Here is a 25831-nt window from a genome sequence, read left to right on the forward strand (position 1 = left end):
CGAAGAAGTCCCGGCGTGACCAAGAGTTGGCAAGTGGCCACCATTGCGCGGTAGGCTAGTCGGGTTCAAGAGGAGTATCGATGAGTAAAGTCAATGTGCTGGTCGTGGACGACGCACCGTTCATTCGTGACCTGGTCAGAAAGTGCCTGCGCAATGCCTTCCCTGGCATGGTCATCGAAGATGCGGTCAATGGTCGCAAGGCCATGGCCATGCTCGGCAAGGAGTCGTTCGACCTGGTGCTGTGCGATTGGGAGATGCCAGAAATGTCCGGCCTGGAGCTGCTGACCTGGTGCCGTCAACAGCCGCAGATGAAGGATTTGCAGTTCATCATGGTTACCAGCCGTGGTGACAAGGAGAACGTGATCCAGGCCATTCAGGCAGGTGTTTCCGACTTCGTCGGCAAGCCGTTCACCAACGAGCAGTTGCTGACCAAGGTGAAAAAAGCCCTGACCAAGATCGGCAAGTTGGAAAGCTTGATTGCTGGTGGGCCGGCACGGGTGAATTCTGCATTCGCCAACGATTCGCTCAATGCGTTGACCAGCGGCAAGCCGGAAGCCGCCAGGATGGCGGCGCCCGCAGCGGCGCCGGCAAAGCCATTGCTCAACCCGCCCAAGCCTCAGACCGCAGCGGCCGCGGCTCAAACCGGGCGTGGGCAGGGCCAACTGCGTTTGTCCAGCGGCACTCAGCCTTGCGTGATTAAAGCATTGAGCCTCAAAGAGGCGCTGTTGGTGGTGCGCCGTAGTGCAGCGCTGCCACAGGTGCTCGAGGGTGCGGTACTTGACCTGGAACAGGGTGAAAACGCCGAAGTGGCTCGCCTGAACGGCTATCTGCACGCCATCGCGGCCTTGGAGCCCAAGCCTGAGAGTGACTGGCTGCAGTTGACCTTCAAGTTCGTCGACCAGGATGCGCAGAAGCTCGACTACCTCTCGCGGCTGATCGCCCGCGGCACCCAGCAGAAGCATTTCACCCCCGGCGCCTGACCTGCTGTTGGAGCGGCAACGCCGCTCCAAAGGGGCGTTCCGACCAGTTGCACGGCTGCCGTGCAATGGCGCTGCTAGTCTTCGACAGATAGTCACTGTCAAAAAGCCACTATCATGCCAGCCGTCGCCCGCTTGCTGTTGTTGTGTGCCTTGCTGTCGGCCTCGGCGTCCAGCTTGGGTGTGACGGTCTACAAGAGCGTCGATGATGCCGGTGTGGTGTCATATTCCGAGCGCTACAGCCCTGGCGCCAAAACCTTCGAACTTGGCGAGCCGATCCTCGACCAGATCGAGGGCAAGCTGCGCCTGCAGGCCGAAACCTTCCCCGGCGGGGTGCGTTTCATGGTGCGCAACGAGTCGTACGTGCCCATGCAGGTGGAGCTGTACATCGACAAACTGAACAACGCCTTCGGCGGCAACCAGCCGCGCCATGTCCGCATGGTGGTAGGGCCACGTTCGAGCAAGGTGCTCAGTTCTGTGCTGGCAGCGCCTAGTGGCCAACTGCAGTATGCCACCCGCTTTCAGTACGCCATGGGCGACCCGGCCCCGCGTTCACTGGCCTACCGCTACCCGTTCCCCTGGAAGGGTGGGCCTTTTCGCCTGACACAGGGGCCTAACGGCCGCTTTAGCCACTTCGGGCCGAAAAGCCGCTACGCCATGGACATTGCCATGCCCGAAGGCACGCCAATCATTGCCGCGCGCGGCGGTATGGTGGTGAAGGTGGAGAATGGCCAGAGTGGCCGGGGCACCAATCCAGGGGGCAATTTTGTGCGCATCTTGCACCCTGACGGCACCATGGGCGTCTACCTGCACCTGATGCAAGGGTCAGTGAAAGTGCGTGAAGGGCAGCAGGTCGTGGTCGGGCAGGCCCTGGCCAAGTCTGGCAATACCGGTAATAGCACCGGGCCCCACCTGCATTTCGTGGTGCAACGCAATGTGGGGCTGGCGCTGGAGTCGATACCGTTTCAGTTCGACCGTCCGCTTGGCGGGTTGCCGGACTTCACGGCCGGCAACCCGTGAGTACTCTTGCTAGAATGTGATTTATAAGCTACAAGTTGCCCATGAAGAGTATCAAGCAGACAGCCACCTACAGGAATTGGGAGCGCAAGCTACGGGACAAGCAGGCTAGGGCAATAATTGCTGCACGCGTTTTTCGCTTGGCGCATGGTTTGCTTGGTGATGTCCAGCCAGTGGGTCAAGGTATCAGCGAACTGCGTATCCATCACGGCCCCGGTTACCGTATCTATTATCAGCAACGCGGTAATCAGTTGGTACTGTTGTTATGTGGTGGGAACAAGAGCAGCCAGTCGCGAGATATCGAGACAGCGAAATCACTGGCCAGCCAGTGGAGTGATGATGAATGAAAGAACAGTTTTATGATTACGACCCAGCCGAAGCGCTGACCGATGCAGAGTCCATCGCCATATTCATGGAGGATGCGTTTGAGACGGGTGACGCGGCGTACATTGCGCAGGCCCTCGGTGTAGTGGCCCGCGCTAAGGGTATGACCACTATTGCCACTGAGGCGGGTGTTTCCCGGGAGCATCTGTATCGGTCGTTCTCGGAGAAAGGTAACCCTACGCTCAAGACGATGTTGGCTGTGATGCGGGCGGTTGGTCTTGACTTGACCTCCCGCAGACACAGCAAACCGGCGCAGTGATACGAATAAACCAGCGGGGCCATCGAGCGGCCCCGCAAGTCAATCCAGCTTGAGCACCTTGGCCAGGACAATCTTGGGCCCTTTCATCTTCTTGATGATGATGCGCAGGCCTTCGACCTCCAGCACTTCCTCTTCCTCAGGCACGCGCTTGAGGGTCTCGTAGACCAGGCCGGCGAGGGTTTCCGCCTCGATGTGGTCAAGGTCGACACCGAGCAGGCGCTCGACCTTGAACAGTGGCGTATCGCCGCGCACCAGCAACTTGCCTGGCTGATAGGCGAGGATGCCGCGTTCGGTCTTGCGGTGTTCGTCCTGAATGTCGCCCACCAGCACTTCCAGCACGTCTTCCATGGTCAGGTAGCCGATCACCTTGCCGTCGGCTTCCTCCACCAGCACGAAGTGCGCGCCGCCCTTACGGAACTGCTCCAGCAACTGCGACAGCGGCATATGCCGTGATACGCGCTCAAGCGGGCGGGCCAGGTCTTCAAGGTCGATGGTTTCGGGCAGGTGTTCGAGCTCGGCCAGCTCCAGCAGCAGGTCCTTGATATGCAGCAGACCCGTGAACTCCTCACGCGCGGCGTCGTACACCGGGTAGCGGCTGAACTTGTGCCGGCGCACCAGGGCGAGGATCTCTTTGAGCGGCGCATGGGCGTCGATGATGACCATGTCCTCACGGGAATTGGCCCAGTCCACCACTTCCAGTTCGCCCATTTCCACGGCAGAGGCGAGCACCCGCATGCCTTGGTCGCTTGGGTCCTGGCCACGGCTGGAATGCAGGATCAGCTTGAGCTCTTCACGGCTGTAGTGGTGCTCGTGGTGCGGGCCGGGCTCACCTTGGCCTGCGATGCGCAGGATGGTATTGGCGCTGGCGTTGAGCAGGTAGATGGCCGGGTACATGGCCCAGTAGAACAGGTACAGCGGCACTGCCGTCCACAGCGACAGCAGTTCGGGCTTGCGGATGGCCCACGACTTGGGCGCCAGCTCGCCGACCACGATGTGCAGGTACGAAATAACGAAGAACGCGACGAAGAACGACACCGCCTTGACCACTTCGGCGCTGTCCACGCCCAGGTAGGCTAGCAATGGCTCGAGCAGGTGGGCGAAAGCGGGTTCACCGACCCAGCCCAGGCCCAGCGAGGCCAGGGTGATGCCTAGCTGGCAGGCCGAGAGGTAGGCGTCGAGCTGGTTGTGAACTTTGCGCAGAATGCTGCCGCGCCAGCCATGCAGTTCAGCGATGGACTCCACGCGGGTAGCGCGCAGTTTGACCATGGCGAACTCGGCAGCAACGAAGAAGCCGTTGAGCAGTACCAGCAGGAAGGCAAAGAAAATCATGCCGAAATCGGCGAATAACGAGGCGAGGCTGAAACCAGGGGAAGGGTCCATGATGGAGTTTTTACGGGGTCCGTCTTAGCAGTGGGGAGAAAAAAAGTGCCAGCTCTTGCTGGCACAGGGGGTTCAATGTAGCCGCTGGGGCTCTAAAAGCAAAGGGCTGCCAGATCGGCTCAACGCTTCAACTTTCGCGGCTGGCCAACTGAGCCGTAGAAAAATGGCAGGTGAATGTGCTGCCGTGGCCCGGAACGCTGCTGATTTCCAGTTTGCCTCGATGGCGCATCAGCACGTGTTTGACGATCGCCAGCCCAAGCCCGGTCCCGCCGGTATTGGATGCGCGGCTGGAGTCGACCCGGTAGAAGCGTTCAGTCAGGCGCGGCAGGTGCTTGGCGTCGATACCCACCCCAGAGTCCTGCACCGAAAGGTGCGCGCCCTGATCGTCGCCCCACCAGCGAATGCGAATGCTGCCTTCGTCCTGGGTGTACTTGACCGCGTTGAACACCAAGTTGGAGAAGGCGCTGCGCAGCTCTGACTCGCTACCTTTCAAACGCAAGCCTGGTGCCGCCTCAAGGGTGATTTTCTGATTGCGTGGGCCAGACAGCGCTTGGGCATCGTGCTTGATCGCGGTGAGCAGCGCGTCGACCGCCACCGGCTGGTTGTCCGACGGGTAATCGGTGGCTTCCAACTTCGCCAGCAAAAGAAGGTCGTTGAGCAGCGTCTGCATGCGTGAGCCTTGCTGGGACATCTGCTGTAATGCCCTGGCCCAGCGCGGATTCACATCTTCGACGTTATCCAGCAGGGTTTCCAGGTAACCGGTAATCACCGTCAGCGGTGTGCGCAGTTCGTGGGATACGTTGGCGACGAAATCCTTGCGCATTTGTTCGAGCTGGTGAATACGGGTGACGTCGCGCACCAGCATCAGATGCTCATTGTTGCCGTAACGGGTGATATGTAGCTGCACGCGCATGCGGTCATTGATCGGGGAGGGGATTTCCAGCGGTTCGGCGTAATTCTCTGCCTCGAAGTATTCCTTGAAACGCGGGTGCCGTACCAAGTTGGTCACCGGCTGGCCACCGTCCTGGGGGGTCTTGAAGCCGAGCAGCGTCTCTGCTGCGCGGTTCCACCACTCCAGGTTGCCATCGCTGTCGAGCATGATCACCGCGTCGCGCAGGGCGGCAGTGGACTCCTGCACCCGGTCGATCACCGCCTGCAAGCGCCCGCGCACCCGCTGGTCGCGGCGTTGCAGGTGGTAGATGCTGTCGAACACCTCGCCCCAAAGCCCGTAACCATCCGGTGGTGCCTCGTCGGGTTGGTGATTGCGTAGCCAGTCGTGCAGGCGCAACAGCTGCTTGAGGGTCCAACCCAGGTAGAGTGCCAGGCCGATGGCCAGGCTCCAGCCGTAATAGCCGCTGACCAGGCCACCGATCAGGCAGACGCTGATCAGCAGCAGCAGGTGGCGAATCAGGGTGGCGTGCCAGTTCTGGTTCAATTGACGGTCCTTGTACAGCGGCTTGCGGCTTGGTGCTGGTAGGCTCGATCAGCTTTTGGTCGAGAAGCGGTAGCCAGTGCCCCGGACGGTTTGTACCAGATTTTCGTAAGCCTCACCCAACGCCTTGCGCAGGCGACGGATATGTACGTCGACGGTGCGCTCCTCGACATACACGTTACCGCCCCACACTTGATCCAGCAGCTGGCCACGGGTGTAGGCACGCTCCTGGTGAGTCATGAAGAACTGCAGCAAGCGATATTCGGTCGGGCCCATCTCGGCCGGCTTGCCGTCGATGGTCACGCGGTGGCTGATCGGGTCGAGCAGCAGGCCACCGACTTCGATCGGCGCTTCACTGTCGCTTGGGCCGGTGCGTCGCAGCACGGCCTTGAGCCGAGCAACCAGCTCCCGTGGGGAGAATGGTTTGGTGATGTAGTCGTCGGCACCCACTTCCAGGCCCTGGATCTTGTTGTCTTCCTCGCCCTTGGCAGTAAGCATGATGATCGGGATGTCACCGGTGAGCTCGTCGCGCTTGAGGCGGCGTGCCAGTTCGATGCCAGACGTGCCGGGCAGCATCCAGTCGAGCAGGATCAGGTCAGGCTTGCGGTCGACGATGATCGCGTGGGCCTGCTGGGAGTTTTCCGCCTCAAGGCAGTCATAGCCGGCCATTTCCAATGCAACGGCGATCATCTCGCGAATAGGCGCTTCGTCGTCGACGATCAGAATGTTTCTGCCAACCATGCTTAAAACCTCTCCCAGGATTCGTGTCTTGGCCCGCATTAGATAACGGAATTATTGCAGCTGTGTGACAGGGCGTTGGCCGTTCTGGCGACATTGCATGACTGCGCTAGGCTTCACAGGGCCGCCAAGGCGGTAAACAGGCTGCACTCTACCCCCCGAATTCACGGTGATTCCAATGACACGACATACGCTGAGCTGGATGGCCCTTTTCGCTGCAATCGCATTGCCGGGGGTGGCGTCTGCCCAACCTGCCATGGAGAAAGACGGCATGTTGGTCGACCACAAAGGCATGACCTTGTACACCTTCGCCAAAGATGCCGACGGCAAGTCGATGTGCAATGGCGACTGCGCGATGAACTGGCCTCCCCTGATGGCCGGGATGGACGAGAAGGCCGAAGGCAAATGGACGCAGATCAAGCGTGACGACGGCAAGATGCAATGGGCCTACGATGGCAAGCCGCTCTATACCTTCGTAAAGGACAAGAAAGCCGGAGACATGACCGGTGATGGCATGAAGGACGTCTGGCACGTTGCCAAGCCCTGAGAGCACCGCCTAACCCTGTCTCAGCCCTGAGAGACGGCTTTAGCCGCGAAGTACGCAATGCGGTGCACCGCATCGGCTGCGCCGGTGTGGGCGGCTAGAGCTGCTCTGGGAAGCATGCGCAAGCTTTCAGATGACCTCAACCCTGTAGCAGCGGCTTTAGCCGCGAATCTGGGTAGCTAGCGTAGTGCGTAATCCAGCACCACCCCGATGAACACCAGCAACCCCGCCCAATGATTGTGCAGAAATGCCTTGAAGCACGATTCCCGGTCCCGCTTGCGCGTCGACCAGTGCTCCCATGCAAAGCACGCCGCTGCGCCGAGCAAGCCCAGGTGGAACCAACCACCGAGCTCGAAGCGGCTGCCGGCCAGCAGCAAGCAGCCCAATGATAAAAGCTGCAAGGTCAGGATGATCGTGCGATCCGCGTCGCCGAACAGGATTGCGGTCGACTTCACCCCGATCTTCAGGTCGTCGTCGCGGTCGACCATGGCATAGTAAGTGTCGTAGCCCACGGTCCACAGCAAGTTGGCGATGTACAACAGCCAGGCACTGGCCGGCAACTCGCCTCCGGCTGCGGTGAAGGCCATGGGGATGCCCCACGAGTAGGCCGCACCCAGCACTACCTGGGGGTAGTAGGTGTAGCGCTTCATGAACGGGTAACTAAAGGCAAGGGCCACGGCGCCGAAGGACAGCCACACGGTGCGGCTATTGGTGCACAGCACCAGCAGAAAACTCACACCCACCAGAATCGCGAACAGAGCCAATGCCTCGCGCGGCTTGACCCGGCCACTGGCAAGCGGGCGATCGGCGGTGCGCTTGACGTGGCCATCGACCTTGCGGTCGGCGAAATCGTTGATGCAGCAACCGGCAGCGCGCATCAGCACCACGCCCAGGCCGAATATCAGCACGTTGCTCAGGGTGGGCGAGCCTTGCCCGGCGATCCATACCGCAGTCAGGGTCGGCCACAACAGCAGGTAGATACCGATCGGCCGGTCCATGCGGCTAAGCTGGACGAAGTCCCAGGCCCTTGGATGCAGGCGGTTGAGTGATTTGAGCAAGTGCAGGTACATCAGCGGTTTTCCTCCTTGGCCGCTTGCCACAGGGCAGGCAGAAACACCTCGGCCACCAGCAGCTCCAGGCCGTCACGTGCGAAGCGTGAGCGGCGACCCCATAACCCCTCCTGCCGGACATCGGCTGGCAGCCAGGTATGTGGATAGCGGCACACCTCGATGGGATGGCGGATGAACGCCTGATCGCAGAAGAGTATCTCGCCCAGTGAACGGCTACCCAGCGTTTCCAGGTCCAGGCCACCGCTTTCCAGGGCGCTGCGGCTGGCCACGCTGCGGGCGAACACCCACGGCTGGCCATGCCCGCGCAGAAACACCTCGCGCACCCAGCCTTCGGCGCCTGGGGCGATGTTCAGGGCCAGGCATTCGTCTTCGCGCAGCGGTTGCCAGCCTTCGAACAGGGGGGTGACACTGAAGTGGTCCAGGGAAAGCCGGATCAGACGGCGAGTCAAGGAGCCTTCGTCGAACAGCCAGTCCAGGGTTGGCCGGTCGATGTCAGTGGCCAGCTGTGAATACGCCAGCCACGCGACAGCGGCTGCTTGCGGGGATTCGTACGACACGTCGGTATGCTTGATGACAGCCAGAGAGGCGGCGAGCTTAGCATGATTGCCCTGACTGCTTGCATAATGCCGGCCTACAACAAAACCTTCGCGACACCGAGGAAAAACCTGATGAAAAAGTGGCAATGTATCGTCTGTGGCCTGATCTATGACGAAGCCGAGGGTTGGCCGGACGACGGCATCCCGGCGGGCACCCGCTGGGAGGACGTGCCGGCAGACTGGTTGTGCCCTGACTGCGGTGTGGGCAAAAGCGATTTCGAAATGATCTCCATCGGCTGAGAAAGGAAACTGCGCCATGACGTCCCCCGTGGTAATCATCGGTACCGGACTGGCCGGCTACAACCTGGCCCGTGAATTTCGCAAGCTCGATGGCGACACGCCGTTGCTGCTGATTACCGCCGACGATGGTCGCTCCTATTCCAAACCCATGCTTTCCACAGGCTTCGCCAAGCAAAAGGACGCCGATGGCCTGTGCATGGCCGAGCCTGGGGCCATGGCCGAGCAACTGAAAGCCGAAGTCCGCACTCACACCCGTATCAGCGGGATCGATCCGGGTCATAAGCGCGTTTGGGTTGGTGAAGAGGCCATCGTCTATCGCGATCTGGTGTTGGCCTGGGGAGCCCAGACCGTGCAGGTGCCGATTGCAGGCGAGGCTGGCGATCGCGTGTTCCCGATCAATGACCTGGAGGATTACGCACGCTTTCGTGCCGCCGCCAAGGGCAGGCAGCGCGTGCTGATCCTCGGTGCGGGCCTGATTGGCTGCGAATTTGCCAACGACATGCGCTTGGGTGGCTTCGAGGTGGACGTGGTAGCACCTTGCGAGCAAATCATGCCGACCTTGCTGCATCCGGCTGCTGCTTCGGCCGTGCAGGCCGGTTTGCAGGGCTTGGGCGTGCGCTTTCACCTGGGGCCGGTGCTCAACCGTCTGGAGCAGGCTGGCGACAACTTGCAGGCGCATTTGTCCGACGGGCAGGTGATCCCTTGCGACTTGGTGGTTTCGGCCATTGGCCTACGCCCACGCATCGACCTTGCCGCAGCAGCGGGCCTTCAAACCAACCGTGGCGTGGTGGTGGACCGCGAGCTGCGCACCTCGCACAGCAATATCTTCGCCCTCGGCGACTGCGCTGAAGTGGACGGCATCAACTTGCTGTACGTCATGCCATTGATGGCCTGCGCCCGCGCTTTGGCCCAAACCCTTGCCGGTAACCCGACGGCGGTCGTCTATGGGCCTATGCCAATAACCGTGAAGACTCCAGCTTGCCCCTTGGTGGTGTCGCCGCCGCCTGCGGGGCGTGATGGGAATTGGCTGGTCGAAGGGCAGGGCAGCGACCTGAAAGTGCTCTGTCGCGCCCCTGACGGCGAATTGCTCGGCTACGCCCTGACCGGCAGCGCAGTCATGGAAAAACTTGCGCTGAATCGGTTGCTGCCTCCCGTGATGGCGTGAATGACGGGCGTTCTGTCGGATTTATCCTGTTGATCCCAGCACAATGGCCGCCCCGATACTGGCGCGGCCTTGGCCGGCATGCCATTCTCAGTTGCGTCTGCCGCAGGTTAGAGCCTGCGGTGCCTTGAACGCTGCTCCAATGGCAGCACGGCATAACAACAAGAAATTCCGTCAAAGAGGCTTCACTATGCGTAAACCAGAACTCGCCGCTGTCATTGCTGAAAAAGCCGACCTGACCAAGGAAAAGGCCAACCAGGTGCTGAACGCCATTCTCGACAGCATTACCGGTGCCTTAGACAAGGACACGGTCACCCTTGTCGGTTTCGGTACTTTTGAAAAACGTCACCGTGGCGCCCGCACTGGCAAGAACCCGCAAACCGGTGAACCGGTGAAGATCAAGGCCAGTAATACCGTTGCTTTCAAGCCTGGGAAAAACCTGCGCGACAGCGTTAATGCCCCCGCCAAGCCTGCCAAGCCTGCCAAGAAAAAGTGACTTTCGGCTGACCGTGCGTTGACCAGACGGGCGCCCAACGGCGCCCGTCATGCGTTCTCAGGGCTGATTGTTTCGAAATTGCATAATTGGTTCAGGAAAAGGATAGACTGCGCGCTTCAGTCATTTTTGAATCGAGGCGCGTTGATGAAGTTTCGCTTTCTTCTCTGGGCCATGGGGCTGTTGATGGCCAGGGCCAGCCGCAACAACCCAGCGTTTCAGCAGCAACTCAAGGGCAAGGACCTGGTATTCCAGATGCAGACGCTGGACGGCAAAGTAGCGCGGCACTTCATCGTCAGCGGCGAGCGTATCAGCAGCAAGGGTGGCAGCTACCCCCAGCCAGCCTTCGCCATCGCCTTCAAGGACGCAGCCTACGGCTTTGCCACTATGCAGGCCGGTAACAAACAGCTCGCGTTCATGCAGGGCATTCAAGACAAGAACATCCAGATCAAGGGCAATCCGGCGCTGGTGATGTGGTTTCAAGGGCTGATGAAATACCTGAAACCTAAGAAAAGCTGATCAACGACGACCTCGTACTCGGTGGAGCAACCTTGGTGGGCTACCCGCGATTGCGCCTGTGTTCGATCACAGTCCTCGCGGCTAAACCCACTCCAAAGGCGCCTGAGATGCCATCAGTGCGGAGCGTTGAGCTGCGAAGCCAGATCTCGTAGCAAAGCCTCAGCTTCAAGCACTTTGTTCACCACGTCGTCGGCCTTTTCCCGGCTAATGCCCAGGCGACTGAGCAGCTCATCCGGGATCTGTTCTTGCGGCCCCGAGCCTATACCGCGGGCACGCAACAGGCGGGTCGCCAGGCATACCAGGTTCGGATAGGCCGAGAACTCGCCGTCATAGGCCGGATCATGCTGAAACCGCAGCGCGGTGGACAGTTCTTCAGGCATGTCCCACAGCTTCATCAGCCAGGCGCCGATCTGCTCGCGGCTGATTCCCAGCAGATGCTGTTCCACGAAGGTGTGGTTCAGGTGAGGGTTGACCTCCAAATGCCGGCAAATCAGCGAGAAATGTGGCGGAAAGACGTGCGCCAGCAATAAATAGCCGAAGTTGTGCAGCAGCCCGGCGAGGTAGGTCAGGCCAGCCTCAGGGCGTTCGGCGCGGGGCATCGCACGGGTCAGGCCTTCGATGATGGCAGCGGTGTAGATCGACTGCTGCCAGTATGGCGTGGCCTGCTGCGGGTTGTCCTTGGGCAGGCTCAGGGTCTTGCCCAGAGCAAGGCCCAAGGCCAGGTTGATCACCAGGTCGAAACCCAGCACGCGGACGATGGCGTCCTCCACAGAGCGGATTTTGCCCGGCGACGCGTAGTAGGGCGAAGCGGCCCAGCTGACCACCTGGGCGGCCAGGGCTGGGTCGGTTTCAACTACACCGGTGATGTCGTCGATGCTGGCGTTAGGGTCGACCCGCAGTTTGATGATCTTTTGCGCGGTATCGGCCAATGGCGGGATTTCGATGGTTTCTTCCAGGCGCTTCTGAATGCGCCGGGCAGTGAATGCCTGGACAGCCTGGGTGATTTCCTTTGGGTCGTCATCCGGGCGGTCGAGGTTGGGGCGAATGTCGCGCACAGGTTGACCGAAGCTGCCGGCGCTAGCCTTGGCGAGCATTCGCTTGTAGTCGTCACGATGAATTTTCAGCAGCAAACCGGCTTCACCGGATTGAATCAGCAGGTATTGGGCGTCGAGCAATTTGCCTTCGTACAAGCACGGCGAGCTGGTCAGCGCTGGGATGGCCGGCAGAGCCTTGAGCTGGTGTTTGTCCAGCATCTGCTTCAGGCGCGGCACGGGTACGGCCTTGAGTTTACGGCCTGTCAACTCTTCAAGACGGTTGAGGTCCAGCAGCTTGCTATGGGGGAACAGCACCAGCAATGCACCGATCTCGTCATCAAGAAGAATCGCCTGCACCCGAGACTCGGCCGGCAGCTCAGAGTGCTCAGGCACCTCTTCGAAGCCCACGCGAAGTTTTTCGAGCAACAGCCGGATAACAGACGGTGCGTGTGGGGTTGCGGTGTCCAAGGCAACTTCAGTCATGGTCTGTATCCACAATTTCTTTTAAACGCGAAGTATAACCAGTCTGGTGGCAAGACTGGATCCATTCTGGGACTGTCGTCACACTTGGCCATATTGCTGGCCATGGCGCAGCCATCGATCGAGCAACGGGCTGACATGGTCCGGCCAGCGAGCCAGCAGGGCTTGAGCCGCGTCGCGTACCGCAGGGAGCAGGTCGGCATCGCGCATCAGATCGGCTACCTTGAACTGCAACAGCCCAGTCTGGCGCGTGCCCAGCATCTCGCCGGGGCCCCGCAACTCCAGGTCTTTCTCGGCGATGATGAAGCCGTCGTTGGTTTCGCGCATGATGCCCAGGCGTTCCCGCCCGATCTGTGACAGCGGTGGGTGGTAAAGCAACACACAGTGGCTGACCGCGCTGCCCCGGCCAACCCGGCCGCGCAGCTGGTGCAACTGAGCCAGGCCCAGGCGCTCGGGGTTCTCGATGATCATCAGGCTGGCATTGGGTACGTCGACGCCGACCTCGATCACCGTGGTGGCCACCAGCAATTGCAGTTCACCCTGTTTGAACTGCGCCATGACCTCGGCCTTTTCGGCAGGTTTCATGCGGCCGTGAATCAGGCCCACGCGCAATTCGCCCAGTGCACTGCCCAGCTCTTCGAAGGTGCTCTCGGCTGCCTGGCAGGTGAGCTCCTCGGACTCTTCGATCAAGGTACACACCCAGTAGGCCTGGCGGCCCTCGGCGCAGGCAGCGCGGACCCGCTCGACCACCTCGAAGCGGCGGCTATCGGCGACCAGCACGGTGTTGACGGGCGTGCGCCCTGGCGGCAGCTCGTCGAGGACCGAGGTGTCGAGGTCGGCGTAGGCGCTCATGGCCAAGGTGCGGGGGATCGGCGTTGCGGTCATGATCAGCTGGTGCGGGCACAGTTCGCCAGCCACGCCTTTCTTGCGCAGGGCCAAGCGTTGCTGCACACCGAAGCGGTGCTGCTCGTCGATGATCGCCAGCGCCAGGTGCTTGAAGCGTACTTCTTCCTGAAACAGTGCGTGGGTGCCAACTACCATTGGCGCACCTCCGGCAATCTGCTCCAAGGCGCTGGCGCGGGCCTTGCCCTTGAGCTTGCCGGCCAGCCAGGCCACTTCGATGCCTAGCGGCTCCAGCCAGCGCTTGAAAGTGATGTAGTGCTGCTCGGCAAGGATTTCTGTAGGTGCCATCAGCGCCACCTGATAGCCGGCTTCCAGGGCCTGCAGTGCGGCAAGGGCAGCAACTACGGTCTTGCCGGCGCCGACATCGCCTTGCACCAGGCGCAACATGGGCTCGTGCTGGCTCAGGTCGTAGGCAATTTCTTTGGCCACTCGGTGCTGCGCTCCGGTCGGCTGAAAGCCCAGGTTGGCCAGGTATTGCGCCTGCAGGCGTTTGGCCGGGGGCAGCACTGGTGCACGCAGGCAGCGCAGGCTTTCGCGAAGGCGTTGCTGCGATAACTGATGGGTCAGCAGTTCTTCGAAAGCCAGGCGGTGTTGGGCCCAGTGCTGGCCTTCGGCGAGCTCGTCAAGATCGGCGTCTGCCGGTGGGTTGTGCAGGTAGCGGATGGCATCGTCCAGTGGCGCCAGGTGGTAGTCGCGGGCCAACTCATCGGGCAGCCAATCGGGCAGGCTGCGCGGGCCGAGCATGGCCAGGCTCTGCTGGCAAAGCACCCGCAGGCGTTGCTGGGTAAGGCCTTCGGTGGAAGGGTAGATCGGTGTCAGGGTCTGCTCGACCGGTGGCGGTGGCTCGTCGCCGTTGAGCGCTCGGTATTCGGGGTGGTAAATCTCAAGGCCCGAGGCGCCAGGGCGAGCTTCCCCATAGCAGCGCAGATGGGTACCGCGCTTGAGGCCTTCTTTCTGCGCATTACTGAAGTGATAGAAGCGCAGGCTCAGCACACCGGTACCGTCACCCAAGCGCACCACCAGGCTGCGGCGCTTGCCCATGGTCACGTCAGCGCCGCTGACCACGCCCTCGATCACTGCGTCCTGGCCAGGCCGCAGTTGGCCGATGGGCACCACGCGGGTGCGGTCCTGGTAACGCAGGGGTAGGTGGAACAGCACATCCTGAAGGTTTTCCAGGCCCACCTTGGCGAGCTTTTCCGCCATGGCATCGCCTACGCCCTTGAGCGCCGTGACCGGGACCTTCGACAACTCCGTCATGAATCAGGCCGTTTGTTGCGCAGGTGATTTGGCCACCGAGCACAGGCGTATCGAGTCGGCGAGGATCTCGATGGCCTTGGGCCGGGGGAAGCTGGCGCGCCAGGCGATGGCTACGGTTCGGAAGGGTGCTGGCGCAGTCAACGGACGCACCTCGATGACCCCAGGTGCATAGTGATGGCTGTGCACGGCCGACAGCGGCAGGATCGAAACACCCAGCCCTGAGGCAACCATGTGGCGGATGGTTTCCAGCGAGCTGGATTCGACCGTGGTGTGCTTGGACCCTTCACCTCCTTTGTTCAGCGTCGGGCAGGCTTCCAGCACCTGGTCGCGGAAGCAGTGGCCCTCGCCGAGCAGCAGCAGGCTCTTGTCGTTGAGCAGGGCGGTGTCGATGGTCTTCTTGGCCGTCCAGGGATGGTCGGCGGGCATCAGCGCACAGAACGGTTCATCGTACAGCGGCAGGGTCAGCACATCGGCTTCGTTGAACGGCAAGGCGATGATAACTGCGTCCAGCTCGCCGTTGCGCAGCTTCTCGCGCAGTACATGGGTGAAGTTTTCTTCGATGTACAACGGCATCTGCGGTGCGACGCGATGCAACTGCGGGATCAGGTGCGGGAACAGGTATGGGCCGACGGTATAGATGGCACCGACCTTGAGCGGCGCGGTGAGCTGATTCTTGCCGGCTTGAGCCAGTTCACGAATGCCCTGCGCCTGCTCCAGCACCTTTTGTGCCTGAGCCACGATGCTTTCGCCGACCGGGGTAAGGCGCACGGCGCTTTTGCTGCGCTCGAAAATCAGTACACCTAGCTCGTCCTCGAGCTTTTTCACGCCAACCGACAGGGTGGGTTGGCTGACGTGGCAGCGCTCGGCGGCATGGCCGAAGTGCTGCTCCTGGGCGAGCGTGACGATGTAGCGTAATTCTGTGAGGGTCATAACGTGCGTCCATGAAGTTGCGAGCCCAGCATAGCGGCTGCAATCGATAGACGCACGTTATCAGAGTTGCCCGTTTGTGACAGAAACAAAAAATATCAGCGGCGGTCCAGTGAGTAGACGAATGGTGCGACTACCTCAATGGTGCCGTTGGTCAGCAACTCGGCCGGTGGCTTGGGCACCGTGCCAGCTCGGCGGATCATTTCCAACGTCGCCCGGTCCAGTGATGCGCTACCAGAACCGCCTGCCAGGGTGTACGACACCACCTTGCCCTCGGCGTCGACCACGAAACGCAAGCGGTTGATACCTTGCAGGCCGCGGCGGCGAGCGTCTTCGGGGTAGCGCTTGTACTTGGCCAGATGGCGTAGCAGGTCGCTCTGCCAGGTCGGCAGCGCTTTGCTGTTGGCGGCGATGCTGGGTGCCGGTGCTGCCGATTTTTGCGGTGGCGTGTTGCTTGGCGGCGTGTCGGCTACCTGCTCTTTGGCCGGTGGCTCATCCTTTGGCGGCTCAGGCTTCTTCTCAGGTTTGGGCGGCTGAGGCTTGGGCTTTGGCTTGACCGGCTTGGCGACGGCGATCTTCGGTTTGGGCGCCTCGGCCACCTTCGGCAGTGGCGGTTCTTCGACCGGTGCCGGTGGCTGCGGGGCGGCTTTCGGAGGGGGCGGTGGCGCAGGCTCAGGCAGCGGCGCCAGCTCGACCATCATCGCTGCCGGTGGCAGTTCGATGGCCTGGGGCACCGACCAGTTGAGCGTCAGCAGCACGGCGACCACGTGCACGCCCAGCACGATCGCCAGGCTGACAGCGTAGCGCGCCACGTTTGAGCGCGGTTTCGTCATTTCTTGGCTGCCGTCTCGAGACCTACCAGACCGACCTTGAGGTAGCCGGCCGCGCGCAGGTTGTTCATCACTTCCATCAGGTCACCGTAATCCACGCCCTTGTCGGCCTGGAAGAAGATGGTGGTTTCCTTGTCGCCCTTGGTCTTGGCGTCGAGCATCGGGCCAAGCTGAGCCGGAGCGAGCACCTGATCGTCGCCGATATACAGCTTCTGGTCGGCCTTGACGCTGACGAACACCGGTTTCTCGGGCCGTGGCGCCGGCTTGGCGGTCGATGCCGGTAGGTCGACCTTGATGTCCACCGTGGCCAAGGGCGCTGCAACCATGAAGATGATCAGCAGCACCAGCATCACGTCGATGAACGGCGTTACGTTGATTTCGTGGTTTTCGGCGAGGTCGTCGCCACCTTCGTTCAGATGCAGGCCCATGGCTTACCCCACTTTCACCATGTGCGGGGCGGCGCGCTCGCTGCCTTGGTGGTCCAGGTCGCGGCTGACCAGCAGCAGCACCTGGGCAGAGGCGTCGGACACCTGCGCCTTGTAGCCGGCGATGGAACGGGCGAAGACGTTGTAGATGACCACTGCCGGAATCGCTGCGACCAGGCCCAGGGCGGTAGCCAGCAGGGCTTCGGCGATACCTGGGGCCACCACGGCCAGGTTGGTGGTCTGGGTTTTGGCGATGCCGATGAAGCTGTTCATGATGCCCCATACGGTACCGAACAGGCCCACGAATGGCGCGGTAGACCCGATGGTGGCAAGCACGCCGGTGCCGCTGCTCATGGCCCGGCCGCTGGCCGCTACCAGGCGCTCCAGACGGAAGCTGACGCGCTCTTTGATGCCTTCCTTCTCGCGGGTGTTGGCCGACAAACGCATCTCTTCGAGAGCGTCATGGACCAGGGTATGGGCAAGGGTGCCTTCTTTATTGGAGACATCGCTGGCTTCTTTGAGGCTGACCGACTTCTTCAACGCAGCGATTTCGCCACGCAAGCGGCGCTTGGCGCCCATTAGCTCGAAGCCCTTGGCGATCCAGATGGTCCAGGTGATGATCGAAGCGATGGCCAAGCCGATCATCACGATCTTCACGACGATATCGGCGTTCTTGTACATGCCCCATGGCGAAAGGTCGTGAGCCATGCCCAGCGAGGTATCTTCAACCAGCTGCTCAACGGCCGGGTCGGCGGCAGGTGCATTGGCCGCTGAGGTGGCCTGGCCTTCGGCGGCGGGCGCTGCCGGTGCTGCCGGTGCTGCTGGAGCGGCAGCGGCTGCAGGCGTTGCGGCATTGGCGGCAGGCTCATCGGCCATGGCTACCGGGGCCAGCACCAGGCTGAACAGCAGCGCGGCAATGGCGCGCCAGGCGCGCGACGGGTTTGGCGAAGCGGAGGGTTGAGTACGTGTCATGCTAGCCGGACCTGATGAAGAAGAAAGTGTATGTTCTCCAAGGCCTCGAGGTAGGCCGAGAACAGATAGGGGTGCCATTATTGCAAGTAATTCTTGTTAACAAAAGTAATATTGTTGCTTTATCAACCCGAGGCCTAGCCGTCTATCGTGTAATCCGGCTAGCCTGACCCTTTGATTCAGGGAGTTTTTCGATGTCAGGGCTTAGCGCGCTTATCGTGGGATGTGGTGATGTAGGAGGCCGGTTGGCCCGCCAGCTGCTGGCCAAAGGCTGGCAGGTCAGCGGTCTGCGCCGCTCTGTCGGGCAGCTTCCAGCGGGCGTTGCACCGATTGCCGCCGACCTGTCGGACCCGAGCATCCCGCAGGCCTGGCCGCAGCATTCGCCGGACTATCTGGTCTATTGTGTAGCTGCCAGCCAGCATGACGAGGTGGGCTATCAGGCGGCCTACGTCGACGGCCTGCGCCATGTGCTGGCGTGGCTTGCCCTGCGCGGCCAGCGCCCCCGCCGTCTGCTATTCGTCTCCAGCAGCAGTGTATTCGCTCAGAAGGACGGCCAATGGGTCGACGAATCGGCCGCCACCGAGCCTGAAGGCTATTCCGGCAAGGTTATGCTGCAGGCCGAGAGGTTGGCGCTGGCAAGTGGCATACCTGCCAGTGTGGTGCGCCTTACGGGTATCTACGGGCCGGGCCGCGAGTGGCTGCTGAGCCAGGTACGCCAAGGCTATCGGGTAGTCGAGCAGCCGCCACTGTACGGTAATCGGATTCATGCAGAAGATGCGGCAAGCCTGATGGCTTTTCTCTTGCAGGCCGATGCCGACGGCGTGGCGCTGGACGATTGCTACATCGGTGTCGACGACGACCCGGCGCCGCTGGCCGAAGTGGTGGGCTGGTTGCGGGCGTACCTTGGGGTCACCCAGTGGTCCGACGAACAGCGCGTGCGGCGTACCGGCAGCAAGCGCTGCAGCAACGCCCGAGCACGGGCGTTGGGTTGGGTGCCTGAGTATCCAAGCTACAAGGAAGGCTATGCAGCAATCCTGGCAGGCCAGCGCTGATCGATGAGCCAGCGCCGGCCCGGCTCAAGGTCGGGCGTTAGTCCCGTTTCAGCACCCACTGCTGCGCCCCTGGCGACAATTGCGGAATCTCATCTGCCTGGGCGGTATTGACTGCCTGGTAGATGGTCAGTTTGTTGCCGTCACGCTTGAAAATGAACGGCGCGCCGCGCTGGTTGCGCTCCAGCCACAGGCTATCGTTGCTGCCACCCATACTGGCGCAGTCGCCGGCCAGGCACAGGGCGAAACGATCCGGGCCTGGTAGCCCGGTAACAGTGCCGGTATCGCTGAAGCGAACGATACCGCCTTTGCCCTGGCCTTCGAGGACCTTCCAGTCACCACCGAGATAGGCCTGGTAAAGCGCCTTCTCAAAGCTAGCGCCCAGTGGCGTGTTACCGGGCTGTTCGACGCGCACGAAGGTTTGTTCGGCACCGCTCTGGCTGATGGCTTTGAGCTCGTCGCCATCGAGCTCTAGCTGTTCGGTCTGGCCGCCCTCGAAGCTCGCTTGCCAATTTTTCTGGTTGGCGCTGAGCTGGCCGTCAGCCGCCTCGAAGCCGTTGCTGTAGCTGGCCTGCTGATGCGCAACGTCGAGCTTCCATTCGAAGATCGGGCCGTTTTCGTTCAGTGCTTGGCGCAGGCTGCCGCCTTTGTTGGCGGCCTTGATGGCCTCCTGGTTGATCCAGGTACCGTTGAAGTCTTCAGGTTTGTGGCTGGCGCAGCCGCCCAGAAGCAGGGCTGCCAACGCGAGGGGCAGTGCTTGTCGCATGACGGGATAACCTTGCAAAAGAGGGTGACGGGCATGGCGCCCGTCACCAGGGACGTCATTCGATGACCAGGATGGCATCCATTTCGACCTGGGCGCCTTTTGGCAGCGCGGCTACGCCGATGGCGGCGCGAGCGGGGTACGGCTGTTCGAAGTAGCGGCCCATGACTTCATTGACCTTGGCGAAGTGGCTCAGGTCGGTGAGGAAGATGTTCAGCTTGACGATGTCCTTGAACGAACCGCCTGCTGCTTCAGCCACGGCCTTGAGGTTTTCGAACACCTGCACGGTCTGGGCTTCGAAGCCCTCTACCAGTTCCATGGTCTTTGGGTCGAGGGGAATCTGCCCCGACATGTAGACAGTGTTGCCGGCCTTGATCGCCTGGGAGTAGGTGCCGATAGCGGCAGGGGCCTTGTCGCTATTGATGACGGTCTTGCTCATGATGACTCCTTGCGGTTGGCGGACTACGTACGCATGCGGGTGATGCGGACCACGCCGGTCAAGGTACGCAGCTTCTTGATCACACGTGCCAGGTGCACACGATCATGCACGCTGACCACCAGTTGGACCACGCTGATACGGCCGTCGCGTTCGTCCATGCTGATCTTCTCGATGTTGCCGTCCGCCGCGTTGACGCTGCTGGCCAGCAAAGCAATCAGGCCGCGCTGGTGTTCAAGCTCGACACGCAGCTCGACGTTGAATTCGCCAGCGATGTCCTTGGCCCAGGAAAGCTGCACGCACTTTTCCGGGTTGTGGCGGATTTCACTGATATTGCGGCAGTTTTCCAGGTGCACGACCATGCCCTTGCCTGCAGACAGGTGGCCGACGATGGGGTCGCCCGGGATTGGTGTGCAGCACTTGGCATAGCTCAAGACCAGGCCTTCGGTGCCGCGAATGGCCAGCGGCCCTTCCGGCGCCGGCAGCTGTTCGCCTTCGGCAGAAAGCAGCCGGCGAGCGACCACGTAGGCCATGCGGTTGCCCAGGCCTATGTCTTCGAGCAGGTCTTCGATCAGCTCCAGGCGGTATTCGGCCAGAATGGCCTGGACGCGTTCCTGAGGGATTTTTTCAAGGCTGCTGTCGAAGCCGGTTAGCACTTTATTCAGCAGGCGCTCGCCAAGGCTGATCGACTCTGAACGGCGCTGCTGCTTGAGGGCATGGCGAATGTGTGTGCGCGCTTTGCCAGTGACCACGAAGTTGAGCCACGCCGGATTTGGCCGTGCGCCAGGGGCGCTGACGATTTCAACCGTCGAGCCGCTTTGCAGCGGTTCGGATAGTGGTGCCAGGCGGCGGTTGATGCGGCAGGCGATGCAGCTGTTGCCCACGTCGGTATGCACCGCGTAGGCGAAGTCGACGGCGGTGGAACCCTTGGGCAGCTCCATGATCCGGCCTTTTGGCGTGAACACGTAGACCTCGTCCGGGAACAGGTCGATCTTCACGCTTTCGATGAATTCCAGCGAGTTGCCAGCGCGCTGCTGCAGCTCGAGGATGCCCTTGACCCACTGCCGGGCGCGGGCGTGGTTGCCCTTGGGCTGCTCGTCTGCGTTGGACTTGTACAGCCAGTGGGCAGCGATACCATTGTTGGCCATTTCTTCCATTTCGCGGGTGCGAATCTGGATTTCGATGGGCACCCCGTGCATGCCGAACAGCGTGGTATGCAACGACTGATAGCCGTTGGCCTTGGGAATCGCGATGTAATCCTTGAAGCGCCCGGGCAGCGGCTTGTACAGGTTGTGCACCGCGCCGAGCACACGGTAGCAGGTGTCTACTTTGTCGACGATGATGCGGAAGGCGTAAACGTCCATGATCTCGTTGAAGGCGCGGCGCTTGCCCCGCATCTTCTTGTAGATGCCGTAGAGGTGTTTCTGCCGGCCGCTGATCTCGCCTGCAATACCATCGGCTGCCAGGCAATTGGCCAGCGATTGCTCGATTTTGGCGACGATCTCTTTACGGTTGCCGCGCGCGCTTTTCACCGCCCGGTGAATCAGCGACGAGCGCATCGGGTGCATGGCTTTGAAGCCAAGGTCCTCGAACTCCACGCGCACCGTATGCATGCCCAGACGATTGGCGATGGGGGCGTAGATCTCGAGTGTTTCCTTGGCGATGCGCCGGCGTTTTTCGCCGGACAGCACTTCCAGAGTGCGCATGTTGTGCAGGCGGTCAGCGAGCTTGACCAGGATCACGCGTATATCGCGGGCCATGGCCATGGCCATCTTCTGGAAGTTCTCGGCCTGCGCCTCGGCTTTGGTCTCGAAGTTCATCTGGGTCAGTTTGCTGACCCCATCGACCAGCTCGGCCACGGTCTCGCCAAACTGCTGGCACAGAGCTTCTTTGGCGATGCCAGTGTCTTCGATCACGTCGTGCAGCATGGCCGCCATCAGGCTCTGATGGTCCATATGCATGTCGGCGAGGATGCTGGCCACTGCCAGCGGATGGGTCACGTAGGGCTCGCCGCTGCGGCGGCGCTGCCCGTCGTGGGCCTGTTCGGCGTAGAAATAGGCACGCCGGACCAGGTTGACCTGTTCAGGCCCCAGATAGGTCGACAGCCGTTCGGCTAAGGCTTCTATGCCCGGCATGGTTTCACCTCTTGCCGAGCAAGAGGGCCTTGTGCCGCGCGACGTCGACAGGGCATGGATCAGACAGCCTCGTTGGACTCGTCCTCGAACGCGGCGAAGACCGGATCCTCGGTGACGATCTCTTCTGCAGCGATGAACTCAGGGGTCACGATGCCTTCGGCGATTTCGCGCAGGGCGACCACGGTCGGTTTGTCGTTTTCCCATGCTACGCGTGGCTCTTTGCCGCCGGTAGCCAGTTGACGGGCACGCTTGGTCGAGAGCATGACCAGCTCAAAACGGTTATCCACGTGTTCCAGGCAGTCTTCAACAGTTACGCGGGCCATGGTCTTCCTCAGTAGCAAATGCGATAGGCGTGCAGCCCAATACGGGCAGGCGGACTCGATAGTTTAAAAAATCACCAGCCAATAGGGAAGCGCTGTTTTATCGAGACTCCCGCAAGCCATTGATGTCATCGTACCCGTTGGGCGCAGGTTCAACCGCGAAAGGGCCGCAGCAGAGCTCTTCGATGCCTGTTCTGACGATAACCTCAGAGCATTGCATCCCGCAACAGCGGCGTCAGTTCTTCGAACAACGTCTGCACCGACCGTAGTGCCCGGCAGTCCGGGCGGGTCAGCAGCCACAACTGGGTATCGCACCCTGGCAGCGCCCCGCTCAACGCATCCACGCCCGGCAAGGCATCGACCATATAGTCAGGCAGCGCTGCCACGCCTAACCCGGCGCTGACCAACTGGGCGATGGTCGACATGCCACTGCACTGGTAGCGCGGGCTTAACCCAGGATACTGCTGGTTGCGCCAGACCACGGTGGGGTGGTCCTGCATCGAATCGTCGGGGGCGATCCACGGCACGCTGCTGGGCGATTCATTCAAGCGCTCGCGCCATTGCGGCTGACCGCAAATCACATAGGAGGTCGAACCCAGGCAGCGCCCGACCAAATGTTCTGGCGGAGTGTTGGTCAGGCGCAGGGCGATGTCCGCGTCACGCCGGCTGAGGTTGGCGAAGGTGTTGGAGGTGCCCATCTCCAGCGACAACGCCGGGTAGTTCGGCATGAACACAGCCAGCGCGGGCAGTAGCAGGCTGTGCATCACCGCCTCGGTGCAGGTCAAGCGCACGGTGCCGCTGACCACTTGCTCACCGCTGGTCATGGCGATGCGCGCAGCCTCAAGCGCCTGCTCGGCGCGTTCGGCCTGTTCGGCCAGGGCCTGGGCCGTGTCGGTCGGCAGGTAGCCCTTGCGGCTTTTCACGAACAGCGCGGTGCCCAGTGCCGACTCCAGCCGACGGATCGAGCGGAACACCGTGGAAACGTCGACCTTGAGCAGTTCGGCGGCCTTTGCCAATGAGCGCCCGCGTTCCAGTGCCAGTACCAGGGAGAGGTCGGCGTGGGTGATTTGATATTGCATGGGTGCACGCTCTGCTTGCCGAAATGCCAATGTCTGTTGCGCTAGGGCCATTTTATAGTGAAACGGCCCCCGGGAATCAATGCGCCCGGTCGGGTCATCAATCCCCACGATGGGAAAGTGAAAAACAACAACAGCTGCAACCATCGTCGCCCGTGAGGCGCCAGCCGTACCCCCACATCGCCGCAGCAAATCATAGGATGTAAGCCATGACGTCGGTCACCCCGTGCGCCAGTACTTCCAGCGAGATGAATGACTTTCTTCAGGCCCATCCGGATACGCAGTACGTCGACCTGCTGATTTCCGACATGAACGGCGTGGTACGCGGCAAGCGCATCGAGCGCGCCAGCCTGCACAAGGTGTACGAAAAAGGCATCAACCTGCCGGCCTCGTTGTTCGCCCTCGACATCAACGGCTCGACTGTCGAAAGCACAGGCCTGGGCCTGGACATCGGCGATGCCGACCGCATCTGTTACCCAATTGCCGGCACGCTGTCGGACGAGCCGTGGCAAAAGCGCCCCACCGCCCAGTTGCTGATGACCATGCACGAACTCGACGGTGCGCCGTTCTTCGCCGACCCACGCGAAGTGCTGCGCCAGGTGGTGAGCAAGTTCGACGCCATGGGCCTGGATATCTGCGCCGCGTTCGAACTGGAGTTCTACCTGATCGATCAGGACAACCTCAACGGCCGCCCGCAACCGCCGCGCTCGCCCATCTCGGGCAAGCGCCCGCAGTCGACTCAGGTCTACCTGATCGACGACCTCGACGAATACGCCGACTGCCTTCAGGACATGCTCGAAGCCGCCAAGGAGCAAGGGCTGCCGGCTGACGCCATCGTCAAGGAAAGTGCCCCGGCGCAATTTGAGGTCAACCTGCATCACGTCGCCGACCCATTGAAAGCCTGCGATTACGCGATCCTGCTCAAGCGGCTGATCAAGAACGTCGCCTACGACCATGAAATGGACACCACATTCATGGCCAAGCCCTATCCGGGCCAGGCGGGCAACGGTTTGCACGTGCACATCTCGCTGCTGGACAAGAAAACCGGCAAGAACATCTTCGCCCATGAAGACCCGCTGCAAAGCGATGCCCTGCGCCATGCCATCGGCGGGGTGCTCGAGACCATGCCAGCGTCGATGGCCTTTCTATGCCCGAACATCAACTCCTACCGCCGCTTCGGCGCGCAGTTCTACGTGCCGAACGCGCCAAGCTGGGGCCTGGACAACCGTACCGTAGCCGTTCGCGTTCCCACCGATAGCAGCGAGAATGTTCGCATCGAGCACCGTGTCGCAGGCGCTGATGCCAACCCCTATCTGATGCTGGCGGCCATCCTAGCCGGTATCCATCACGGTTTGACCAGCAAGGTCGAGCCCGGCCCCCCCATTGAAGGCAACTCCTACGAGCAACTGGAGCAGAGCCTGCCGAACAACCTGCGCGATGCCTTGCGCGCGCTGGATGACAGTGAAGTGCTCAACCAATACATCAGCCCGGACTACATTGATATCTTCGTGGCCTGCAAGGAAAGTGAGCTGGCCGAGTTCGAAGTTTCGATTTCCGACCTCGAGTACAACTGGTACCTGCACACGGTGTAAGCCCATGAGCGCAATTGCGGTCCCTTTGATCGGTATCAGCGCCTGCCGCCAGCAGGTGGGGAAGAACTCGTCGCATACGGTAGGTGACAAGTATGTCGAGGCAGCGGGCTTCGCCGGGTTGCCGCTGATTCTGCCGGCCCGTGATGGTGGCAGCGACAGCCAGGCCTTGCTGGCCCGGCTCGACGGCATTGTTTTCACCGGCTCGCCTTCTAATATCGAGCCGCATCATTACAATGGCCCCGCCAGCGCCGATGGCACACGTCACGACGTTGCCCGTGACCGCCTGACCTTGCCGTTGCTGCAGGCAGCAATTGCAGCAGGCGTGCCGGTGTTTTGCATCTGCCGTGGCTTCCAGGAATTGAACGTGGCCCTGGGCGGCAGCCTGCACCAACGCGTGCAGGAACTGCCCGGCTACCTGGACCATCGCGAACCTGAGGATGCGCCCCTGCAGGTGCAATACGGGCCTCGCCACCCTGTCAGCGTCGAACCTGGCGGGTTGTTCGAGCGCCTGGGCCTGGCTGCACAGTTTGAGGTCAACTCGCTGCACAGCCAGGGCATCGACCGCTTGGCCCCAGGCCTGCGGATCGAGGCACGGGCACCGGATGGCCTGATCGAAGCGGTGTCCATGCCCGATGCGCCAGGCTTTGTGCTTGGCGTGCAATGGCACCCTGAATGGCGTTTCGCCGACAACCCGGTCTCCCGGCGTCTTTTCCAGGCGTTCCGCGAGGCCTGCATTGCCCATGCTGCACGAGGGGCCTGAGCATCAGTCAGGTAAAAGTCCGGGATGACGCTCAACCGGCAGCGCGCTTTCAATGAGTGGAAGC

Annotated in this window: 28 protein-coding genes; 12 read left to right on the forward strand and 16 right to left on the reverse strand. The window is 61.4% G+C overall.

The window, feature by feature from the left end; all coding sequences use genetic code 11:
• The first annotated feature begins 80 nt into the window (after positions 1 to 80).
• The 4 genes from ACK59H_RS03425 (at position 81) to ACK59H_RS03440 (ending at position 2637) form a co-directional block, all read left to right on the forward strand.
• Positions 81 to 980: a response regulator gene (locus tag ACK59H_RS03425; protein ID WP_060477257.1), complete on the forward strand. Its 900-nt coding sequence runs from the start codon at positions 81 to 83 to the stop codon at positions 978 to 980.
• Between the two features lie 114 nt (positions 981 to 1094).
• Positions 1095 to 1997: a M23 family metallopeptidase gene (locus ACK59H_RS03430; RefSeq protein WP_060477256.1), complete on the forward strand. Its 903-nt coding sequence runs from the start codon at positions 1095 to 1097 to the stop codon at positions 1995 to 1997.
• A 41-nt stretch (positions 1998 to 2038) separates the two neighbouring features.
• Entirely contained in the window at positions 2039 to 2341 is a 303-nt protein-coding gene (locus tag ACK59H_RS03435; RefSeq protein WP_060477255.1) for a type II toxin-antitoxin system RelE/ParE family toxin, read from the forward strand.
• The gene (locus tag ACK59H_RS03440; protein WP_060477254.1) at positions 2338 to 2637 is read left to right on the forward strand and encodes an addiction module antidote protein; all 300 of its coding nucleotides are present in this window, start codon (positions 2338 to 2340) and stop codon (positions 2635 to 2637) included. The genes ACK59H_RS03435 and ACK59H_RS03440 overlap by 4 nt, the downstream gene beginning before the upstream one ends.
• A gap of 39 nt (positions 2638 to 2676) precedes the next feature.
• On the opposite strand, the gene ACK59H_RS03445 is transcribed toward ACK59H_RS03440, so the two are convergent.
• The 3 genes from ACK59H_RS03445 to phoB form a co-directional block, all read right to left on the reverse strand.
• Positions 2677 to 4017 carry a hemolysin family protein gene (locus tag ACK59H_RS03445; RefSeq protein WP_060477253.1) on the reverse strand — a complete coding sequence of 447 codons (1341 nt, stop codon included), beginning with the start codon at positions 4015 to 4017 and terminating at the stop codon, positions 2677 to 2679.
• 127 nt (positions 4018 to 4144) lie between these two features.
• A complete protein-coding gene (gene phoR, locus ACK59H_RS03450) occupies positions 4145 to 5452 on the reverse strand; it encodes a phosphate regulon sensor histidine kinase PhoR (RefSeq protein WP_060477252.1) in 1308 nt (435 codons plus the stop codon).
• Positions 5453 to 5500: 48 nt separating this feature from the next.
• A complete protein-coding gene (gene phoB, locus ACK59H_RS03455) occupies positions 5501 to 6190 on the reverse strand; it encodes a phosphate regulon transcriptional regulator PhoB (protein ID WP_003253341.1) in 690 nt (229 codons plus the stop codon).
• 175 nt (positions 6191 to 6365) lie between these two features.
• Here phoB and ACK59H_RS03460 point away from each other — a divergent pair, with 175 nt between their 5' ends.
• Complete coding sequence (locus tag ACK59H_RS03460; RefSeq protein ID WP_060477251.1) at positions 6366 to 6734, forward strand: hypothetical protein; 369 nt, start codon at positions 6366 to 6368, stop codon at positions 6732 to 6734.
• Positions 6735 to 6910: 176 nt separating this feature from the next.
• On the opposite strand, the gene ubiA is transcribed toward ACK59H_RS03460, so the two are convergent.
• Positions 6911 to 7801, reverse strand: a complete 891-nt coding sequence (gene ubiA, locus ACK59H_RS03465) for a 4-hydroxybenzoate octaprenyltransferase (RefSeq protein ID WP_060477250.1) — start codon at positions 7799 to 7801, stop codon at positions 6911 to 6913.
• The gene (locus ACK59H_RS03470; RefSeq protein WP_060477249.1) at positions 7801 to 8358 is read right to left on the reverse strand and encodes a chorismate lyase; all 558 of its coding nucleotides are present in this window, start codon (positions 8356 to 8358) and stop codon (positions 7801 to 7803) included. Before ACK59H_RS03470 ends, ubiA begins: the two co-directional genes overlap by 1 nt.
• A gap of 111 nt (positions 8359 to 8469) precedes the next feature.
• On the opposite strand from ACK59H_RS03470, the gene ACK59H_RS03475 reads away from it, so the two are divergent.
• From ACK59H_RS03475 to ACK59H_RS03490, 4 genes are all read left to right on the forward strand, one after another.
• Entirely contained in the window at positions 8470 to 8637 is a 168-nt protein-coding gene (locus tag ACK59H_RS03475) for a rubredoxin (protein ID WP_060477248.1), read from the forward strand.
• A gap of 16 nt (positions 8638 to 8653) precedes the next feature.
• Entirely contained in the window at positions 8654 to 9802 is a 1149-nt protein-coding gene (locus ACK59H_RS03480) for an FAD-dependent oxidoreductase (protein ID WP_060477247.1), read from the forward strand.
• A 187-nt stretch (positions 9803 to 9989) separates the two neighbouring features.
• Positions 9990 to 10295 (forward strand): HU family DNA-binding protein, encoded by a 306-nt coding sequence (locus tag ACK59H_RS03485; protein ID WP_060477246.1) that lies wholly within the window; start codon positions 9990 to 9992, stop codon positions 10293 to 10295.
• A gap of 144 nt (positions 10296 to 10439) precedes the next feature.
• Complete coding sequence (locus tag ACK59H_RS03490) at positions 10440 to 10811, forward strand: hypothetical protein (RefSeq protein ID WP_060477245.1); 372 nt, start codon at positions 10440 to 10442, stop codon at positions 10809 to 10811.
• 113 nt (positions 10812 to 10924) lie between these two features.
• Here the strand turns inward: ACK59H_RS03490 and ACK59H_RS03495 are convergent, their stop codons facing one another.
• The 6 genes from ACK59H_RS03495 to exbB all read right to left on the reverse strand — a co-directional run bounded on the left by ACK59H_RS03495 (position 10925) and on the right by exbB (position 17639).
• Positions 10925 to 12328, reverse strand: coding sequence for an aminoacyl-tRNA deacylase and HDOD domain-containing protein (locus ACK59H_RS03495; RefSeq protein ID WP_060477244.1), 1404 nt, complete (start codon positions 12326 to 12328; stop codon positions 10925 to 10927).
• Between the two features lie 78 nt (positions 12329 to 12406).
• Positions 12407 to 14485, reverse strand: coding sequence for an ATP-dependent DNA helicase RecG (gene recG, locus ACK59H_RS03500; protein WP_060477243.1), 2079 nt, complete (start codon positions 14483 to 14485; stop codon positions 12407 to 12409).
• A gap of 3 nt (positions 14486 to 14488) precedes the next feature.
• Positions 14489 to 15415 carry a hydrogen peroxide-inducible genes activator gene (locus tag ACK59H_RS03505; protein ID WP_060477242.1) on the reverse strand — a complete coding sequence of 309 codons (927 nt, stop codon included), beginning with the start codon at positions 15413 to 15415 and terminating at the stop codon, positions 14489 to 14491.
• A 95-nt stretch (positions 15416 to 15510) separates the two neighbouring features.
• The gene (locus tag ACK59H_RS03510; protein WP_060477241.1) at positions 15511 to 16245 is read right to left on the reverse strand and encodes an energy transducer TonB; all 735 of its coding nucleotides are present in this window, start codon (positions 16243 to 16245) and stop codon (positions 15511 to 15513) included.
• The gene (exbD, locus tag ACK59H_RS03515; protein ID WP_060477240.1) at positions 16242 to 16670 is read right to left on the reverse strand and encodes a TonB system transport protein ExbD; all 429 of its coding nucleotides are present in this window, start codon (positions 16668 to 16670) and stop codon (positions 16242 to 16244) included. Before exbD ends, ACK59H_RS03510 begins: the two co-directional genes overlap by 4 nt.
• A 3-nt stretch (positions 16671 to 16673) precedes the next feature.
• Positions 16674 to 17639, reverse strand: a complete 966-nt coding sequence (gene exbB, locus ACK59H_RS03520) for a tonB-system energizer ExbB (protein ID WP_409264249.1) — start codon at positions 17637 to 17639, stop codon at positions 16674 to 16676.
• A gap of 191 nt (positions 17640 to 17830) precedes the next feature.
• Here exbB and ACK59H_RS03525 point away from each other — a divergent pair, with 191 nt between their 5' ends.
• Positions 17831 to 18688 (forward strand): SDR family oxidoreductase, encoded by an 858-nt coding sequence (locus ACK59H_RS03525; RefSeq protein ID WP_409264250.1) that lies wholly within the window; start codon positions 17831 to 17833, stop codon positions 18686 to 18688.
• 37 nt (positions 18689 to 18725) lie between these two features.
• Here ACK59H_RS03525 and ACK59H_RS03530 read toward each other — a convergent pair whose 3' ends face one another.
• From ACK59H_RS03530 to ACK59H_RS03550, 5 genes are all read right to left on the reverse strand, one after another.
• Positions 18726 to 19451, reverse strand: a complete 726-nt coding sequence (locus ACK59H_RS03530) for a hypothetical protein (RefSeq protein WP_409264251.1) — start codon at positions 19449 to 19451, stop codon at positions 18726 to 18728.
• A 55-nt stretch (positions 19452 to 19506) separates the two neighbouring features.
• Entirely contained in the window at positions 19507 to 19887 is a 381-nt protein-coding gene (locus ACK59H_RS03535) for a RidA family protein (protein WP_009684531.1), read from the reverse strand.
• Positions 19888 to 19910: 23 nt separating this feature from the next.
• On the reverse strand, positions 19911 to 22019 hold the full coding sequence (spoT, locus tag ACK59H_RS03540) for a bifunctional GTP diphosphokinase/guanosine-3',5'-bis pyrophosphate 3'-pyrophosphohydrolase (protein ID WP_060477236.1): 2109 nt from the start codon (positions 22017 to 22019) through the stop codon (positions 19911 to 19913).
• 59 nt (positions 22020 to 22078) lie between these two features.
• The gene (gene rpoZ, locus ACK59H_RS03545; RefSeq protein ID WP_016394025.1) at positions 22079 to 22342 is read right to left on the reverse strand and encodes a DNA-directed RNA polymerase subunit omega; all 264 of its coding nucleotides are present in this window, start codon (positions 22340 to 22342) and stop codon (positions 22079 to 22081) included.
• A gap of 203 nt (positions 22343 to 22545) precedes the next feature.
• Positions 22546 to 23418 (reverse strand): LysR family transcriptional regulator, encoded by an 873-nt coding sequence (locus tag ACK59H_RS03550; RefSeq protein ID WP_060477235.1) that lies wholly within the window; start codon positions 23416 to 23418, stop codon positions 22546 to 22548.
• A gap of 206 nt (positions 23419 to 23624) precedes the next feature.
• On the opposite strand from ACK59H_RS03550, the gene ACK59H_RS03555 reads away from it, so the two are divergent.
• Positions 23625 to 25007, forward strand: a complete 1383-nt coding sequence (locus tag ACK59H_RS03555; RefSeq protein ID WP_060477234.1) for a glutamine synthetase family protein — start codon at positions 23625 to 23627, stop codon at positions 25005 to 25007.
• 4 nt (positions 25008 to 25011) lie between these two features.
• Positions 25012 to 25767, forward strand: coding sequence for a gamma-glutamyl-gamma-aminobutyrate hydrolase family protein (locus tag ACK59H_RS03560; protein WP_060477233.1), 756 nt, complete (start codon positions 25012 to 25014; stop codon positions 25765 to 25767).
• Positions 25768 to 25831 lie beyond the last annotated feature (64 nt).

Source organism: Pseudomonas sp. KCJK9000 (assembly GCF_046230725.1).
In the GTDB taxonomy this organism is placed as follows: Bacteria; Pseudomonadota; Gammaproteobacteria; order Pseudomonadales; family Pseudomonadaceae; genus Aquipseudomonas; species Aquipseudomonas promysalinigenes.